This is a genomic window from Colwellia sp. RE-S-Sl-9 (assembly GCF_048296855.1).
Lineage (GTDB): Bacteria > Pseudomonadota > Gammaproteobacteria > Enterobacterales > Alteromonadaceae > Pseudocolwellia.
The window spans coordinates 1,592,883-1,609,355 of the sequence record NZ_CP182631.1; the positions used below are offsets into that span (position 1 = coordinate 1,592,883).

Consider the following 16,473-nt stretch of genomic DNA (forward strand, 5'->3'; position numbering starts at 1 on the left):
TTATCCCTCCTTATGACTAGATTTGTTTGTTAACGTTTTATTTAAAAAGCGCGAATTAAAGCGCTTAGTTCCCGGTACGAGCATACTTAGTTCTTTTTGCATTTTTCTATCTAATGTTGAGGTGTTAACCAAGCGTTTTTGTATATGACTTTGCTGTGGGTAAGTACTTTTAATTGTTTGGTTTTGTTTAACAGTAGTAAAAGCGGAAACTCCTATACCTATAACAACCGTTAATAACACCAGTAAAATTTTGAATATTGATTTATTTTTTGAAGTCATGATATATCCTCATTTAAGCAATATAAAACAAGCTCAAATAATGTACTTTAAAAAGCTACACGTATTTGTAATAGTCGTAAATGGGGCTTAATATTTTTGAATAATACCTGCCCCATTGTATTACTCTGAAATATTATTTGCTTCGTCCTCCTCTGGTTCTGAAGTTTCTGAAATAAACTTATCTACCGATATATTAGCCAGGGTTTCAAATTTTAGCTTAGGTATAGTAAACCATTGGTTAATATCGTTTCTTTTTACAAAGTAATTATCGTTATTAGCAGAAAATGAGTAGATATACTCTGTATTTTTATCATCATGAATAATCAGTTTATTTGTCGCTTCGTATGTTTCGTCTGCAATTCCCGATACCGTTAAGCTCGTTAATTGATTAACCAAGTCGGTTATGTTTTCTGTATTTAACGATTGCTGATCATTAAGTTTGGCAGGCGATGTTAACTGCCACTCATTGTCATGCTTTTCTAAATTAACGGTTGAATGGCTTACTTTGCTAATGCCGTTAATTGAAAGTAACGACTTATCTAACCAGTCGCTTGCCTTAGTACTCAATTGATAAGCACTATACTCGATAGAAAAAACCTCATCTTCATCCGCATTACGCACATAAAGCTGCTTATAACTGGGCGATTCACCCAATAATAACTCGTGCTTATTGTTGTTTTTATCTGTAAACACAATGCGTTTTTCAAAGTTATCTTCAGCAACTTTAAAGCGCTCATGACTACTTGCGGTACGCGTGACAGGCCAAGTGACTTGCGTACCTGTTAATTCAGAAGTTAAAGAGGCTATTTTACTTGCCACTAGAGGTAGCTCTGGATGCTCCTTTAATCGCCAATCTCCTTCATGTTTAGTGAGTATGAGTTCAGTATCCTTGGCAATTATTTGTATCTGGTTCAACTCGTTTTTATCCATATGAACAAGTGATTGAGGGTTTATATTACTTTGCATCCCTGAATTAGTAGAAAACAATAGACCCGCAATAATTAATTGCAATAAAAATAAGGCCGACAATGTAGTAATGTGTTTGCTCATTTTATTCCCCTATTGTGCTAACCAAGTTAAATAATGGCGTTGTTTGTTCTTTCTACGTTGCCGCTCTAATATCGCAATCCCCGCTAACATAACAAGCGCTAAAATATAGTTACCGTATTCCCAAAACAGCTGTTCGCTATGCTCCATTGGCGGTAATGTTCTATTAAAGTTACCGCGAGAACGAATACTCATTAGCGCTCGGTCTTCTAGAGACCAATCAATAGTATTCACTAAAAGCTGTAAGCTATTTAGGTAGTCGGTTTGCGATACTCCCCCCGTAAACTGTAGTACTTGGTCTTGAACAAAATCATTCGAGCTAAACAAAATAATACGCGCACTTTCAGGTGCATGATTAATAACGCTAGTAACATCGAATGAATTTTCTTCTGGGTTAGATGACGCAGAACTTTCTTCTGCTGTGTTTTTGTTTTCAGCCGTATTGTTTTCAACAAGTAACGGTGACTCTTTATCAGCAAAATAAGACGTAAATTTACCTTGAGCAATAACTCCCATTAACTGCTCTTTGGTGTCACCCTCGGCACTGTAATTTGTTTCACCTAATTCATTCACCGTAGGCATAATATTAAGTGAAGACGATGTCCATGCTTCAGCTGAACTTGATACTAATGGAGTAAAGCTAACATTCGACTTTTTGTCATCAATATTTATTGGCGAAGACCATGCCATAGTTAACTGCGGAAGTTCAGACGTTATTAAGTTGTCTTTATTTAACCCCGCTCTAATGTCGGCAAAATATGGATAATCTAGCATGCGCATTTCTTGTAGCTGAAAACCGCCAACATTACGAGTAACAGGGATAGGAAACGAAGCATTACTTGGGTCCATCACTAAACTGTTTTCAATACTTAAACCATGATGCGATAACCATTGAGATAAGCCACTTTCAACAGGCGACATAGATAAACTACCACCGCTAAAATTAACGCTATATGGCGAAGTTGCCGCGATAACCGTACCGCCTTTCATCAAAAATTGGTCAACCGCAAAAAGTTGTTTTTGATCTAATGATTTGGGCGACATTAACATAAGAATATCAGCTTCGCCGGAAACACTCCCATCAGATAAATCTTCTTTTAATACATTAAACTCAGCACCTAACATGCGCTCTAGTTGACTATATTTAGCGCTAGGCATTGCATAGCCGTTGTAGGGTTCTGCATCGGGAGTAACAAGGGCTACATTTTTATTAAAACCTGAAGCAAAACGTTTAATGGCGGCATCTAAGTTTCGATCAAAGCTTGCTTCGCTAAAGTCATCAAGTGGTATTTGAACCATTTGTTCGCCACCCACAAGTGTTAAATAAAAGTAGAACGATTGGTTTGAAAATATGCTGGTAGACATAGGTTGAAAACCGTAATCTTCAGCAATTTGTTTAGCTAAGCTGCCACCATTTTTTTCAGGTTCAACAAAGTTAACCGTGAGTTTGTTGTTTGATTTAAGTTTTATGTTTTCAAGCTGTTGTTTAACCGTTTTTTTAAATTCGATTAATTGTTCAGGGAGTTTATCGTTTGCTGATATATAACCTGTAAACGTTATATTTTGCTTAACGGTATCAAACAAGTTACCCGCACTCTGATAATTTTGTAACACCGTTTTTATTGCACGTGTAATATCATGTTCAGGGTTACGTAAAAGCACTTCGACATCTGACTCTGCACGAGCGCTTACTTCAATTAAATCTCTAAAACCTAACACCTCATGCTCGTCACCATATTGCACAAGTACATTAAAATATGAACTCACAATAGAAGCTTGATAACGGTCTGCTACTTGGAATGGCATAGGTTTTATACCAAAGCTGGTGTTGGCTTCTTCTTCAAGTTCTGGATTTTTTTGTGGGTCTATAAATTCAACTCTTACTCTGCCCTTAGCTGCGACTTCATATTCTTGTAGTAGATCTTTTATTTGCGGTACAAGGGGGGCCAGTAAAGGGTGCGTTTTTTCACTAAAATAACCACGGATCAACATAGGCTCTTGTAATTGAGTAAGATAACTTTCTGTAGCCTCAGAAATAGAATACTGTTTACCCGCTGTAGTATCCCAACGTAATTGAGGTAACTGGCTAAGCCATAAATTAGCTGCCAGTAAATTTATGGCGAGCAAGCTGGTAATAAACTGCCAATTTTTATGGTGTTGAGTTTTTTGCTGAGTAACCCAACGCTCTTTCTCTAAAAAGTATGTGTTAAGCGCTAAAAACACGAACGTTAAAGAAACGTAATAATACAAATCTCGCAGGTCAATAACACCACGCGTAATATCTTCAAACCGAGATCCGGTACCTAATTGTCTTAAAAATTCAGCGCTTTGATGATCTAAAAAACCTGTAATAGCAGCAGAACCAATAAAATAAAATAAACCGCAAATAAAACAAGCTGTAATTAAGCTTACTATTTGATTATCACTTCTTGCAGATACAGCCAAACCAATGGCTATATACGCACTACCAAGTAGTAATACCGCTAAATAGCCTGATACAACCGGCCCCCAATCAAGATCCCCTAAAAAGCTAACGGTTATAGGTAAAGGTATGGTGATAAGCAGTGCTATGGCTAATAAAAACAAACAACTTAAAAACTTACCGATAACAAAATGCCAAAGAGGCACTGATAAGGTATGAACATATTCTATGGTGCCACTGCGTCTTTCTTCGCTCCAAAGCTTCATCGTTAAAGTTGAACACAAGAAAATAAGAAGCAACGGCATCCACTCAAACATAGGACGAACATCAGCAATGTTTCTTGAGAAGAAAGCCTCGCCCCAAAAAAATATAAATAAAGTAATCGCAACAAAAGCGCCAATAAATAGGTAAGCAATAGGTGATGAAAAAAACAACGCTATTTCTTTTTGTGCAATACGTAATGTATTAAATTGAGCTGATTGATCAGGCTGCATTTTTAGCCTCCTTGCCTTTTTTAACCGCTTGTTTTTTACTTGAATAAACATCGTTATTAATTTGATTAAATACGGTTTCTAAATCTCTTTTTTGTGGGTAAAGCGCAAATAAATTAGCGCCAGCTTCAACAATAACTTTACTCATATCACTACAAATAGTGCGCGAAAACTCTTGTTTAGATATTTCGACAAGTAAGGTGTTGTTATTATTTACTTCAATATTTTTGACACCTGAAACCTTTTTCAACATGTCTAAGTTTTTACAATCTGTTTCAACAATAAGGTGCTTGCTGTGTTGCAGTACATCTAATTTTTCGTCAAGCACAAGCTGCCCAGATTTAAGTATGAGAACACGATCACACAAGGCATTAACTTCTTGCATAATATGTGTTGAAAGAATAACCGTAGCCTCTTGCGCAATATCTTTAATTAACTGGCGCATATGCTGTGTTTGTTCAGGGTCTAAACCATTCGTTGGCTCGTCTAATATAAGTAATTTAGGTTTTCCTAAAATCGCTTGTGCAACCCCTACCCTTTGTTTATAACCTCGCGAAAGTGTTTGAATAGGTGCCAACAATTTAGCACTTAAATCAGTGGCTTTGATCACTCGCTTTATTTCTTCAACTTTTTCTGTAATTTTTAACCCTTTTAGATCAGCTGCATAATCCAAATATTCAGCCACACTCATTTCAGGATAAACAGGTAAACTTTCAGGTAAATAACCTAAATGCTTTTGTAATAGTTTGGGATTTTTTTTAAGAGAAATACCGTTAAAAGATACTTCGCCTTGGTCAGCTTCAAGGTATCCGCTCACTATTTTCATAATAGTGGTTTTACCTGCACCATTGTGTCCGAGCAGACCAATGATCTCACCTTTTTTAATTGAGAAACTCACATCATCTACAGCAACAAAACTGCCATAGTTGCGAGTTAAATGACTCACGTTAAACATGGTAGTCTCCGAAAATTACTGAGAAAGAGTTATATTAATTATTGGTTTTACAAGATTAGTTTTTAACGTACACATTACGTTAAAAAGGGTCGAATAATACATTGTTAAAATCTCCATAGTTATAAAGGGAATATTCCCAAAACAAAGTACATAACGAGTTAAATGGCTTGATATGGTCTAAAAATAAAAATTCAATAACACCAACTAACACCCAAAAAATAGTTTGAGGGTGTAATAACTACACCCTCAATTTTTTTAGGCCACTTTATCTGCTTTTGATTCTTTAGTGGCTTTTGGATTGTCTTGCGTTTGATGTTCAATCGCTTTTGCCTGTTGATTAATTGCAATCGACTTAGGCTTCATCGCTTCAGGAATTTCTTTCACTAAGCTAATAGTGAGCAATCCATTAGAAAGATCCGCATTGGTTACTTCAACATAATCAGCCAAGTTGAACTTGCGCTCAAAACTACGGTTTGCAATTCCTTGATACAGGTATTTACGCTCTTCTTTCGCGTTTTTATTACCTCGTACCGTTAGCACGCCTTTTTCAACCTGAATATCGAGTTCGTCTTGTGTAAAACCAGCTAATGCTAACGTAATGGCATATTGGTTTTCGTCAATAACCTCAATATTGTATGGGGGATAAACACTAGCGGATGTGTCTGATGTAAAAGCATGGTCAATTAACGATGCTAAACGATCAAAGCCAACGCTATTGCGGTAAAGTGGGGTTAAATCAAGTGAGTTCATAATATATCCTCCGTTAGAAGCAACATAAAAATAAAAACAATTTAAGTGATTAATACCAAACGCATTAATGAATTGACCTATTTTATACGAAGAATAAATTGTCAAATACAAGGCATTTATTTTAATAACTAGTTGTTCTAATTATTAAATAAATAACGATGTAATTGGCCATTTAGACAAGTATAAATGATCAATTGGTTATTGTGATTGGTATAGAGTTCTTTTAAAGACACCTCTATCACAGTGATTTATTTAGGGTCTTTGAAAAGTAAAACAAGACTTTTTTTTATAAAAATTTTAAATAAAAAAATAAAATTTTATAATGCTGAGGAATATTTATCTCGGTCTAATAAAGGGGTTTTACAATAGAGTATTATCTCTATATTCCACCGAAGCCATTTCTCTTAACCGGCTTTTGGTACGTTCAAATTCAAACATTAATGAACCACTATTATAAAGTTGCTCTTGTGGCACGTAAGCCGTTATAAATACATTCAAATTACAATCGTAGCATTCATCAATTAGGGCAATAAAGCGTCTTGCAGCATCGTCCATAGGCGCTAACATAATTTCACGCTCACCTGTTGTTCCTGCTGACACATTGATATTTGAACCATTATCTTCGGTGCCTCTCGCTTTTATTCTTTCATAGGTTTGCCCACTCATGGGTGGAACATTAAACAATAATAGGGTGCTAAACTGTTTCGCTAATTCTATGTAATCAAAATGGCTACGCGCGCCTTGGCATAGCTGGGGAAAGTCAAAACAAATAACAGGTTTATTTATTTGAGTGTTTTTAGCAATGTAGTTAATTTGTCGGCCTAAAATATTAATCGAACGATGTTGATCAAACTCAGGCTGAGTTTCTTCCAAAGCATTCAAATTAAATCGGCTTAATAAGTTTTGATGCAGTTCAATTTGCTGCTGGGCGCTATGAGGTAATTCAAAATAGTTTTGAGCATAAGTTAACGCACGGTGGCGATGATCTTGTTCTCCATTTAAATGTAATACTTGCGTGTGCTGTTTAATAGCCGCAATGGCAGGTAAAAATCGATCTCGCTGTAAGCCATTTCGGTACAACTCGTTAGGCGCACAATTACTGGTACTTACCACAACAATGTTCAACTCGAACATAAATTGCATTAAATTACCCAGCAGCATAGCGTCACCAATGTCTGAAACAAAAAACTCGTCAAAACATAAAACCCGATATTGCTGACTAAATTTTTCAGCAATACTTTTTAATGGCTCGGGTTTACCTGAAAGCTCTTTAAGTTGGCGATGTACGTCTTGCATAAAGTGATGAAAATGTTGTCGCTTACATACTGTATCAAGCTCTTTGTTAGACTCTTTATTAGGTAATGTATTAGCCAAACTACTTACAAATAAGTCCATTAAAAAGGTTTTGCCACGCCCTACTTTCCCCCACAAATAAAGGCCTTTAACAGCTGTGCGACTTTCGCTGTTTTCACTAAAATTTTCTGATTGAAGCGTTACATATAGTTGTTGCAACAATTCAACCGCTTGTTGCTGAGCAGGATCAAAGCTTATTTTATTTGAACTAACTAAAGCTTGGTATTGTTTGATAGGTGAACTATTTGGCATTGGATATAGATATTTAAGCGTAATGAATAACAAGTGTATTCTATCGTAAAACACGAATGGCGTCAGCGAATGTGTTTTATCTTAATTTATAAATAACATCTGTTAAAATAAATCAGACTTCCTCAATTCCATAATAAAAAGGGTTTTACGTGTTTAGAATTTCACTACTTATTATTAGCGTACTCATGTCGTTTCAATTATTGGCGGCTAATACCAAAGGCCAATATATTCAACCTAATAACCTATCTCCTAAAGTACGTATAGAAACTTCAATGGGTAATGTGGTTATTCAGCTTGATCGATATCGAGCTAAAATTACTGTTGATAACTTTTTAGGCTACGTAACTCGCGGACAATACGATAAAACCTTAGTGCATCGTGTAGAAGAAGGCTACCTTATTCAAGCGGGTGGCTTTATGACTAACTACCAAGAAATTGAACCCGACACGCCTATTTTTAATGAGTCTGGCAATGGATTAAAAAATAAAGAGGCGACGATTGCTATGGCAAAACAGCTAAGCGATGCACATTCAGCCACTAGCCAATTTTTTATTAACTTAAACGACAATAGCAATTTAGACCCTGGAGTATCGTGGGGCTATGCCGTTTTTGGTGAAGTGATAGAAGGTTACGATATTCTTGAAGCAATTGCGCAGGTTGAAGTAGGTTATAGCGAACAGTTAGGTTATCCAACAGTACCTAAAAAAATGATCACTATTAACAGAGTGGTTATTCTTGATGAAGAAAAATAGATAAAATTTATTTGTTATTGTACCAACAGACCCAGAGTGAACGTATCACTGTTACCCATTTTTTAGTATACAAAAAATGTCACCAACCTTTTATTCAAAAGTAGGTGACATTTTTAATTGCAACAATCAAGGTATGTCTTAGTCAACAAAGATATTGAATTAAATACCTTATTTATAAGGCGACTACTTTTCTAACTATACCTGCACGTTGACCATTCACCTTAATTTCAACTTTAGAGTTTTTGTTTGTTTTTTCTACAATAAGTTCAATAAATTTAACGTTTCTTCCGCCTTCTTTTCGATTTGCTTGAGTAACTTTCGTGTCTTTCCATCCATCTAGCTGACCCAGCACTAACCCTGAGCTACCATACAAATGACCTGATTCGGCTCCAGTCATTGCTAGTACAGAAGCGCCAGAACTCTCTACTGTTAAAAATATGGGTTTAACCATTTCGGTAGTAAGCGCACGATTTGTTACGTTAGTAGGCATATAACCCGTGTTAGATATTTTTACTATAATTTTATACTGATTTTTCTTTAAGGCTTTAACATTTGTGTCAACCGCTAAGTAAGGAAGTTTTTGCCATACTTGTAGCATCCAAGTTGTTATTTCATCAGCAACGCGCTCTACATATTTTCCCATTGGATTATTAGGCATTGGCTTGTTCCAACCTCCTAACTCGACGGTTCCCAAATCAGGATGCTCAACTTCATACCAATCGGTCCATACTTTAGGCCCAAAATTCTTAAGCGCCCAATCGATTTTTTCACTTTCTGTCGCATTATTTCGTGTTTTGTTATTTTTATCGAATGGGAAGTTCCACAACTCTGGCGCAAAAGAAAATACACCGAGATGCTGATAGGCCCAGTCAATCATTATTCCATTGCCATATATTCCACGTTTACCCGCTGCCTGTCTTTTAGATAGCGGAGTCCATACTGCGCCGTTAGTGACATTAGTATATAATTTTCCCATAACCTGATAGTGATTTAAGTCTTGCAGATCCATCATTTCGTCCGTATAAACGGATGAGGGACGATACAGAATATTTCCCGTCGAGTGTAAGTCGATAATCATGCCAATATTCGGATGATTTAAATAAAATTCAGCTAGACTTCGCGTTTCAATTTCAGAAAGCGGGTATGGCCCAGCCCAGTCCTGAATGTACTCTTGTTTCCAATGCGCCGGCCAATTTCTATTTGGATCAATGCCTCCAAGAGGATCTTCATTAATCAAGCCATCTTTGTCATTGTCGATACCTTCTCGTGGATAGAAATCATAAAAAGGTCCATTGTTATTCAAAGCTAAAGGATCACGAGCAACCATTACACGAGGATCAGTCTTACTTAATTGGTAGCGACCCAATGGATTTTTTACACGCATATTCAGCACTCTACCGTCACCGTCGATATCATCTTGGTCATCTTCGTCGACAAGGCCATCATTATCGTTATCGTAGGGACGTGTAGTGGAATCTCGAACATTAGCAGGGAGGTGATGATAGCGCTCAGATTGATCAGGAATAAGATTAGGTAAGAGATATAAGGTATAAGAATCGACAAGCTTAGTGATATTTTCGTCAGCTCCATATTTAGTGAGTAATTTATTCAATAAATACATAGCTGACTGTGTGGAAATGACCTCATCAGAATCAATTCCGCCTTGTACATATAATGCGGGTTTATCTTGAGCAGCCCCTTTTTTTGAATTAGTAACCGTAACTAGCCAAAGCTCTCTCCCCTCATAACTTTTTCCAATAGAAGATAGCGAAGTTAATTCTGAATTATTAGATGTCCATTTTTTTAAATAGTTGGTCATCTCCTTATAATCCATGTAATCCGCCCAGCGAACTTCCTGAGCCATAGCGCCAATATGAATATTGAACAACCCCGAAAACAACAAAATCGTCCACAAAAAACGACCTTTAGAAACCATATTTATCAACATTAAAATTCCCCCTTTTATGTGATTTATCATCGCAATAAACATCAAAAAATAAAGAGACTGATGCATGCAATGACCAATAAACATATCATCGTTTTAGTTGATTTAATATTCTTTGGCACATCGGGAAAACAATGAAAATTAAGTAATTATTTTGTTTTTTTATTACCTAAAATGACAATATCAATGCAAATATAGAAGTATTATTTAGCTATACAGTTTCTAGTTAAATAGTAAAAAAAGAGACATTATTTTTAATAACTATTTCTTTGATTTAGGTGGGTTACAGCGAACAATTAAGTTAATTAATCTACCTAAAAATAAATGAATTAATAGCAAAGAGATTAAAATTGAAGATGATAATTTTTCGTATGATATTGAATATAACTGGACGTTTTTCTTTACAGAATCTTATTTAGTGTAATAAAAAATTATCGTATAAAGTCTGTTATACGATAATAATACCAATTGTATTAAGTTTGCTAATAAACCTCAGCTCGGGATAAGCAAAGTTACTCAACAAGCTATTTTTATGCCTAACTTCGTTGAATTTATTACTAATAGCTAGCTATTAGATAGAAAAATTCGCCTTGTTATACACAAAAATATCAATGTTGAGAGACTAATATAACTTAGGAAAACAACGGTACAGGTTAAGGTTTTGATAAATAATAATTTTAATTCATTATCTAACATTCATTAACCCGAGTTGAGGTTAATAAGCTCCCAAGCGAGAGTTAAAAAATTTAATGGACTTGGTATAACATTTTACTTTCTTTAGGGTGTGTTGAACTTCGCTGATTATTTTCACAGCTGTTTATTAGCCTTTTATACAGGCAGGCATATGTTTGTCGTTATCCTACTCTAATATGCATGGCGTAGTAGAAATGGCTACTAAACGCTGTCCTACGGATCCGCTTAAATGCTTATTACTCATTGTTGCAAGGAATTTACATAAAATAACTAGGCTCACTCCTTGCGCCGCGATCAACAGACCTTAGTATACCTTCTAATTTATTGAGTGAAAATTACACTTCCCCCCACAACTTCAAAGGTATTTTGACCATACTCAGGTAAAGATGGGCAGTTATTGATTACACCTTTCAACAAAATAAAACTTCCCTGCTCAATACCCGCATAAATACCAGTACCGGCTACTAAGTGTAGGGTTTCTTCAATTTCAAAAGGTATTGAACCTGTACCATTTTCACACGTTGCATCGCCCGCCAAAATATTAGTCATGGAGTCATTGGCAGTATATAGAACACCTGTTCGTTCTTTATTCACAAATGTATGATTTAAGGTAAAGTTAGAGTTTAAAATCCCTTTAATTGTCCCTTTTAAAACCAGTTTTTCTGCACTAAGTTCTCCTCCATCCCGACGAGACTTTAATACCGCTTTAAATTTACCTAACTGCTCTGTTTGAGATACAGAGAAAGTTTTTGCAAAGCCACGTTTTACTTCAAAAACTTTCGTTGTATTGTCAGCTAAAACGTAAAAACTGGTTAAAGATAATAAAGTTGCACCTACTAATGTTTTTTTCATAATAATATTCCTTTAATTTTAATTATATCCATTGATTTTTATTGTAATAATTATTTCACTCATGTTTTTAAGATGATATTGCATGTAAACATCCAAAAAACAAAGAAAAAATATCATAAGGATTGGGGACTAGCAATAAAATGTATTATACCAATTCCATTAAGTTTGCTCTCAACTCAGAGCTACATTAGCGAGCTTAAAACAAGCAAAATCACTATTCTATATTTCATTAACTTTGTACCATTATAAGCTTACTAATGACCTCCCAAGAGTGAGTTTAACAGGCTTATATGTCGTTTTATCGATTTTGACAAGGAGACACCACATAAACAGCATTTTTTAAAAACTCACATCTAATTCATTTCGCTTTTTAGTTCACACTGTTTTATTATGCAGCCCCAGACAACAAAGGGAGTTAAGCTGTGCAGCTAAAAATTAAAATTAACGTATCTAAAGAACCAATATCACCACCTGAGCCTGCGCCATTTGATCCTGTAAAAATTAGAAACTTTTTATTACTCCTCATTACTTTGTTCAGCCTTATAGGTTTTGGCGTTTACAGCTTGTGGACTAAAAAATCAGAGCCTTCTTCACCTAGTACACTTAATACTCCAAACAATGTCTTATCAAGTAAAACAGTGGTAAACGATACTGATTCAAATAACAATAACGTGAATACCGCCGAGTCAAACAGCACCACAATAAATACAAAAACTTTTGCAAGCTCAACACTCACTGAAGATACAATCGCTAATACAGTCGACAGCACAACAGCTAATGCAGCTATGAACACAACCAGCCATACCGTAAGGGATACAGCAACTAATGTAATGCATACTGAATTACTTAAAAACAACATCACAAGCAATGAAGCAGTAACACAAACTAAAACAACAATAGCCATTACCTCTGACGCTTCAGCACAAGAAACTGATAAAACCGAACCTGAACTAGTAGCAGAAACCAAACCAGAAATAAAAACACAAAGCCCAGTTAACGTCACACCAAAAACAGTGAACAACGTTGAGCAGAAAGAAGCTGATTTATTAGCACCTACTCAAGCCATAAATAACGGTGTTTACCGAGCACAATTAACCTCAAATATACTCTCTAGAGAACCAAGCGATAATATTCAACACCTGAGTTTACAGGAGCAAAATAAGTTATATTTCTTCACTGAAATTCACGGAAAAAACAACCAAAAAATTTATCATCGTTGGATATTTAAGAAAAAACGCTTAGCTGAAATAACACTCAACATTAGCAATGAACAATGGCGCACTTATTCAAGTAAAAACTTTGATGAAACTATGGTTGGTCAATGGGAAGTTCAGGTGGTTGATCAGAATGATAATATTTTGAAAACGGTCATGTTTGAGGTTTCACGATAGAAAAGTACTAAAGAATATAGAAGTATCAGATAACGCCCTACCAGTTTAAACAAGCAAAAGAAAATGTCGCATAAACGCAATATTGTCGTATAAATGGTTTTATGCGACAAATAATAATATGGCTAAATCACCGCTAAGTAACCTCTATTTAACTCTGTAAGATCTTCTATAACCTCAAACAGTCTTTGCCCATTAATTATTTAGCTCTAAATGGCTAAATCATTACAATTAGCCATAATTGAATCGCTGAGATAGGAAATGGTGATCGCGGAAATTTTTCGGAAAAAGGTTTAGCTAATATCAAATTGGCTAACCCTTTGATCTTTTATTAATTTTTCTGAGAAATACTTTATAGATCAAAAAAGCCGCTTTATAAGCGGCTTAAAGTTTAAAAGTATAACTACAAAATTAACTACAAACTTTAGACTTTTCAATCATAGCCTTTTGCACTGCAACTGTCTCTTTAATAACTTTATCAAAGAATTTACGTTTATCTTTAGATGAAGCATTACGAACGAATTCAGAAAAAGGTGTAGACTTAACTTTTTCACGGGATTTAAACATGTCGTACTCCTAATTAATTTATGTTGATTTGGTTATGCCGGCAATGGCTTCAAGTGAGGCGCGATTATACTTTTTGCCAAGTAATACGTCAATATCCGTTACATTAAAGTAAGGCTTTTCTCTCGTACCATCAAGGTTTTTTTCCATAAATATTATATCTACTTGATTAGTGAATAATTTTTTAAGTTCACTTACAACTTGTTGAGATTCTAAAAACTGATTAACAAAAACCTCTGGTGGTACACGCCTTCCTTCAACAATTTCACGTGCCTTAACTAAACACCAAGCTTGCTCAGGATCTTGATACACAAATATGATTAAAACATATCGATCTTTTTTCAAAGATCTCTCAATATTAGATTTTGCTTTTTCAAAACTAGAAAGTGTTGAATCAAGTAAAAAGCTGACCTTCTTCTTTAACGCCCTATCGTGTATTGCCTCCACTAAAAGTGTTGCAGGTGTTTGAAAAAGAGGGGAATTTAAACCCTGATAGTCTTCAAACTCTTTCCTTAACTCATCATTTTCAATATGAACAACTTCAACATTATGCTCTTGCCTAAATTGAGATATTATACTTTTAGCTGTTTCTGTTTTTCCTGCGCCTGGTGAACCAGCCATAAAAACAGAAACGGCACTCTCCTCCTCAGGTAAATGATCAATCATTCTTTTAGCTATTTTTTTCTTTAAAGACTTAGCTTGAACTATTGCCTTTGCTGTAATTTCATCATCATTAAGAGGCATAATTTTAACCTAGTTTTCATTTTGATATAATCGTAAACATTATAAATTGAGTATCATAGATCCTTGTACTGTTATGATTTACTCTATCATAAAAGTACAACGTAATTTATTAGTCTTTTTATCTCTTAGTTTTAGTAATAGCTAATCTCTATCTGTCGCGGTGGCGACGGCACCCAAGGGGCGTTACACGCCAAAAGCCCCTCTGGACTCCCCATGGCGCCCTTCTCAGTGAAAACATAAATATCTATTTTGAGCTTACATTCAATACCTGCCGAATATCATCCCTGAAAAGCGGCAGTCTTCGACTTCCTGTCTCGGGTCGAGGCCTACTATCGCTAATATCTAATTGAATCGCTGAGATGGGAAATGGTGATCGCCAAAGATCCACAGAAAACACTTTGAACATAAATAGCTCATAGTTCTCAGCATATAAAAATATAAAAGATGGAATACATAAACTTCAGCTAGCGCCTAGTCTGCTTGAACAAACGCTGAAATGAAAAAAAGTGTTCACGTATTTTCATCATGGATGATGAAAAAAGCGATGTAGGGTTGGATTATGTTCAGGACGAACGGTAAAACGCGATGCCATGGATGGCAAAGAGCGTAGCCCGTTCAGCGCTTTTACGTCGAAAACACTTTTATGAGTGAAATAATACGTTTGTTAGCAGCGCCATGGGGGTTCAGAGGAAGATAAAGAGTGGCGTTAGCGTCACTCTTTTCTTTTTCTGTGTAGTCGCCACCGCGACAATAATTTAACTTATATAGAATTCAAAACAATTATGATCTTTTTACTTCTTAAGCAGATATCAAGTTTGCTGACCCCTTGATATTATGAAGGCTGACCCTATATTAGGCGCTAGAGCAGATGGTATTGTAACCGGCCCTGTTGGAAAGAGTTTTACCGTACCTGAAGAGCAATTTGCTTATCGTATAGAATTTACAGGTGAGTATAAAACAAGAATAAGAGAAGGAATACAGTATGAAGTACCTGTTTATACCGAAACACAAGTTAATGTCATTACGTTAGACAATACCGGTACTGCAATATTAGAAATTAAAACAGGTGCTTCATCTAAACTCACTATTAATCAAGCTGTTGAATACCAAATGGCATTAGATGGTTGTGGAACGGTTTGTGGACCAAAGTCTAATGATTTACAACTTTTTAGTAATGGCAATAAAGCGCCTACTGTAGGGTATATTATTCGTGATACCGAACTTTAAATAGGAAAAATAATGGCTTCTCACAAACCTAAAATACTTGCCTTGTGTAAAAAAATTGCTAGCGAACATGACGGTTGGCAATTTATCGGCGGTAAATTTGTAAATAAAATCGGTAAAGATGTACATTTCATTATCAACCCGACTTTTACTTTCAAAGGCAGTTACATGTTTTTTAGCGTGTGGGGGGGGGTAAAACTGCCTAAAATTTGTAAAATGGTAGATAAACTTTCAAGTTTATCTTTTAAAATAAATATTACAATTAATGAACAGCTACATGAAATTGACCTAAACTCGTCAACGGGGGCTAGTTCATTTACTTTTGAAGGCAGTAATACCGACAGTGATGAACTTATTATCCAAGAAATTCACCGGTGGATAAATACCGCCAGTGAATACCTTACCCAAAAATGGCCTGTTGATAATTACCATACGTTATTTGAAGCAATGAAAAAGCACCCTCCTTGTTATATGGGGGCATACGGAACTTCACTCTATTGTTTAGCAGCCTATTTAGGTCAATTCGACTTCATTGAACAGTACTTTGCTGGCGAGTTAGAGTATGCTGATATAAGACCCATCAAAAAAGACACAGACGAAAGGTTATTAGCTATATTGCCTGAATGGAAAGCCGAGTGGGAGAAAACAGGCACAATAAAAGTATAAAATAAAATTAAGGAGGTAAAAAGGGACACTCCTAAACGGTATTAATTTTTAACTTTCTACGCTTAGCCTTTTTGATGTATTTTTCATCAAAAAGGC

Annotated in this window: 14 protein-coding genes; 4 read left to right on the plus strand and 10 right to left on the minus strand. The window is 35.6% G+C overall.

The features are described 5' to 3' along the window. The 6 genes from ACM9HF_RS06930 to zapE all read right to left on the minus strand — a co-directional run bounded on the left by ACM9HF_RS06930 (position 1) and on the right by zapE (position 7,549). Positions 1–279, minus strand: coding sequence for a hypothetical protein (locus tag ACM9HF_RS06930; RefSeq protein ID WP_473616321.1), 279 nt, complete (start codon positions 277–279; stop codon positions 1–3). Positions 280–399: 120 nt separating this feature from the next. Next, positions 400–1,329, minus strand: coding sequence for a DUF4340 domain-containing protein (locus ACM9HF_RS06935; RefSeq protein ID WP_473616324.1), 930 nt, complete (start codon positions 1,327–1,329; stop codon positions 400–402). Positions 1,330–1,338: 9 nt separating this feature from the next. Then, positions 1,339–4,242: a Gldg family protein gene (locus ACM9HF_RS06940; RefSeq protein ID WP_473616326.1), complete on the minus strand. Its 2,904-nt coding sequence runs from the start codon at positions 4,240–4,242 to the stop codon at positions 1,339–1,341. Then, on the minus strand, positions 4,232–5,194 hold the full coding sequence (locus ACM9HF_RS06945) for an ABC transporter ATP-binding protein (RefSeq protein ID WP_473616330.1): 963 nt from the start codon (positions 5,192–5,194) through the stop codon (positions 4,232–4,234). Before ACM9HF_RS06945 ends, ACM9HF_RS06940 begins: the two co-directional genes overlap by 11 nt. Positions 5,195–5,449: 255 nt before the next feature. After that, entirely contained in the window at positions 5,450–5,944 is a 495-nt protein-coding gene (locus tag ACM9HF_RS06950) for an Hsp20 family protein (protein WP_473616334.1), read from the minus strand. A gap of 360 nt (positions 5,945–6,304) precedes the next feature. Continuing rightward, complete coding sequence (zapE, locus tag ACM9HF_RS06955) at positions 6,305–7,549, minus strand: cell division protein ZapE (protein WP_473616339.1); 1,245 nt, start codon at positions 7,547–7,549, stop codon at positions 6,305–6,307. Positions 7,550–7,698: 149 nt separating this feature from the next. On the opposite strand from zapE, the gene ACM9HF_RS06960 reads away from it, so the two are divergent. Further along, entirely contained in the window at positions 7,699–8,301 is a 603-nt protein-coding gene (locus ACM9HF_RS06960) for a peptidylprolyl isomerase (RefSeq protein WP_473616342.1), read from the plus strand. A gap of 172 nt (positions 8,302–8,473) precedes the next feature. On the opposite strand, the gene ACM9HF_RS06965 is transcribed toward ACM9HF_RS06960, so the two are convergent. Beyond that, positions 8,474–10,249 (minus strand): M14 family metallopeptidase, encoded by a 1,776-nt coding sequence (locus ACM9HF_RS06965; RefSeq protein WP_473616345.1) that lies wholly within the window; start codon positions 10,247–10,249, stop codon positions 8,474–8,476. A 1,011-nt stretch (positions 10,250–11,260) separates the two neighbouring features. Continuing rightward, on the minus strand, positions 11,261–11,791 hold the full coding sequence (locus tag ACM9HF_RS06970; RefSeq protein WP_473616349.1) for a hypothetical protein: 531 nt from the start codon (positions 11,789–11,791) through the stop codon (positions 11,261–11,263). A gap of 422 nt (positions 11,792–12,213) precedes the next feature. Between ACM9HF_RS06970 and ACM9HF_RS06975 the strand changes: the two genes are divergently transcribed. Then, positions 12,214–13,182: a DUF2914 domain-containing protein gene (locus ACM9HF_RS06975; RefSeq protein WP_473616353.1), complete on the plus strand. Its 969-nt coding sequence runs from the start codon at positions 12,214–12,216 to the stop codon at positions 13,180–13,182. A gap of 408 nt (positions 13,183–13,590) precedes the next feature. On the opposite strand, the gene ACM9HF_RS06980 is transcribed toward ACM9HF_RS06975, so the two are convergent. Next, positions 13,591–13,746, minus strand: a complete 156-nt coding sequence (locus ACM9HF_RS06980; RefSeq protein WP_473616357.1) for a hypothetical protein — start codon at positions 13,744–13,746, stop codon at positions 13,591–13,593. An 18-nt stretch (positions 13,747–13,764) separates the two neighbouring features. After that, the gene (locus ACM9HF_RS06985; protein ID WP_473616359.1) at positions 13,765–14,487 is read right to left on the minus strand and encodes a zeta toxin family protein; all 723 of its coding nucleotides are present in this window, start codon (positions 14,485–14,487) and stop codon (positions 13,765–13,767) included. An 834-nt stretch (positions 14,488–15,321) separates the two neighbouring features. Between ACM9HF_RS06985 and ACM9HF_RS06990 the strand changes: the two genes are divergently transcribed. Both ACM9HF_RS06990 and ACM9HF_RS06995 read left to right on the plus strand, forming a co-directional pair. Next, positions 15,322–15,714: a hypothetical protein gene (locus ACM9HF_RS06990; protein ID WP_473616361.1), complete on the plus strand. Its 393-nt coding sequence runs from the start codon at positions 15,322–15,324 to the stop codon at positions 15,712–15,714. 12 nt (positions 15,715–15,726) lie between these two features. Then, entirely contained in the window at positions 15,727–16,377 is a 651-nt protein-coding gene (locus tag ACM9HF_RS06995) for a hypothetical protein (protein WP_473616365.1), read from the plus strand. Positions 16,378–16,473: the final 96 nt, after the last annotated feature.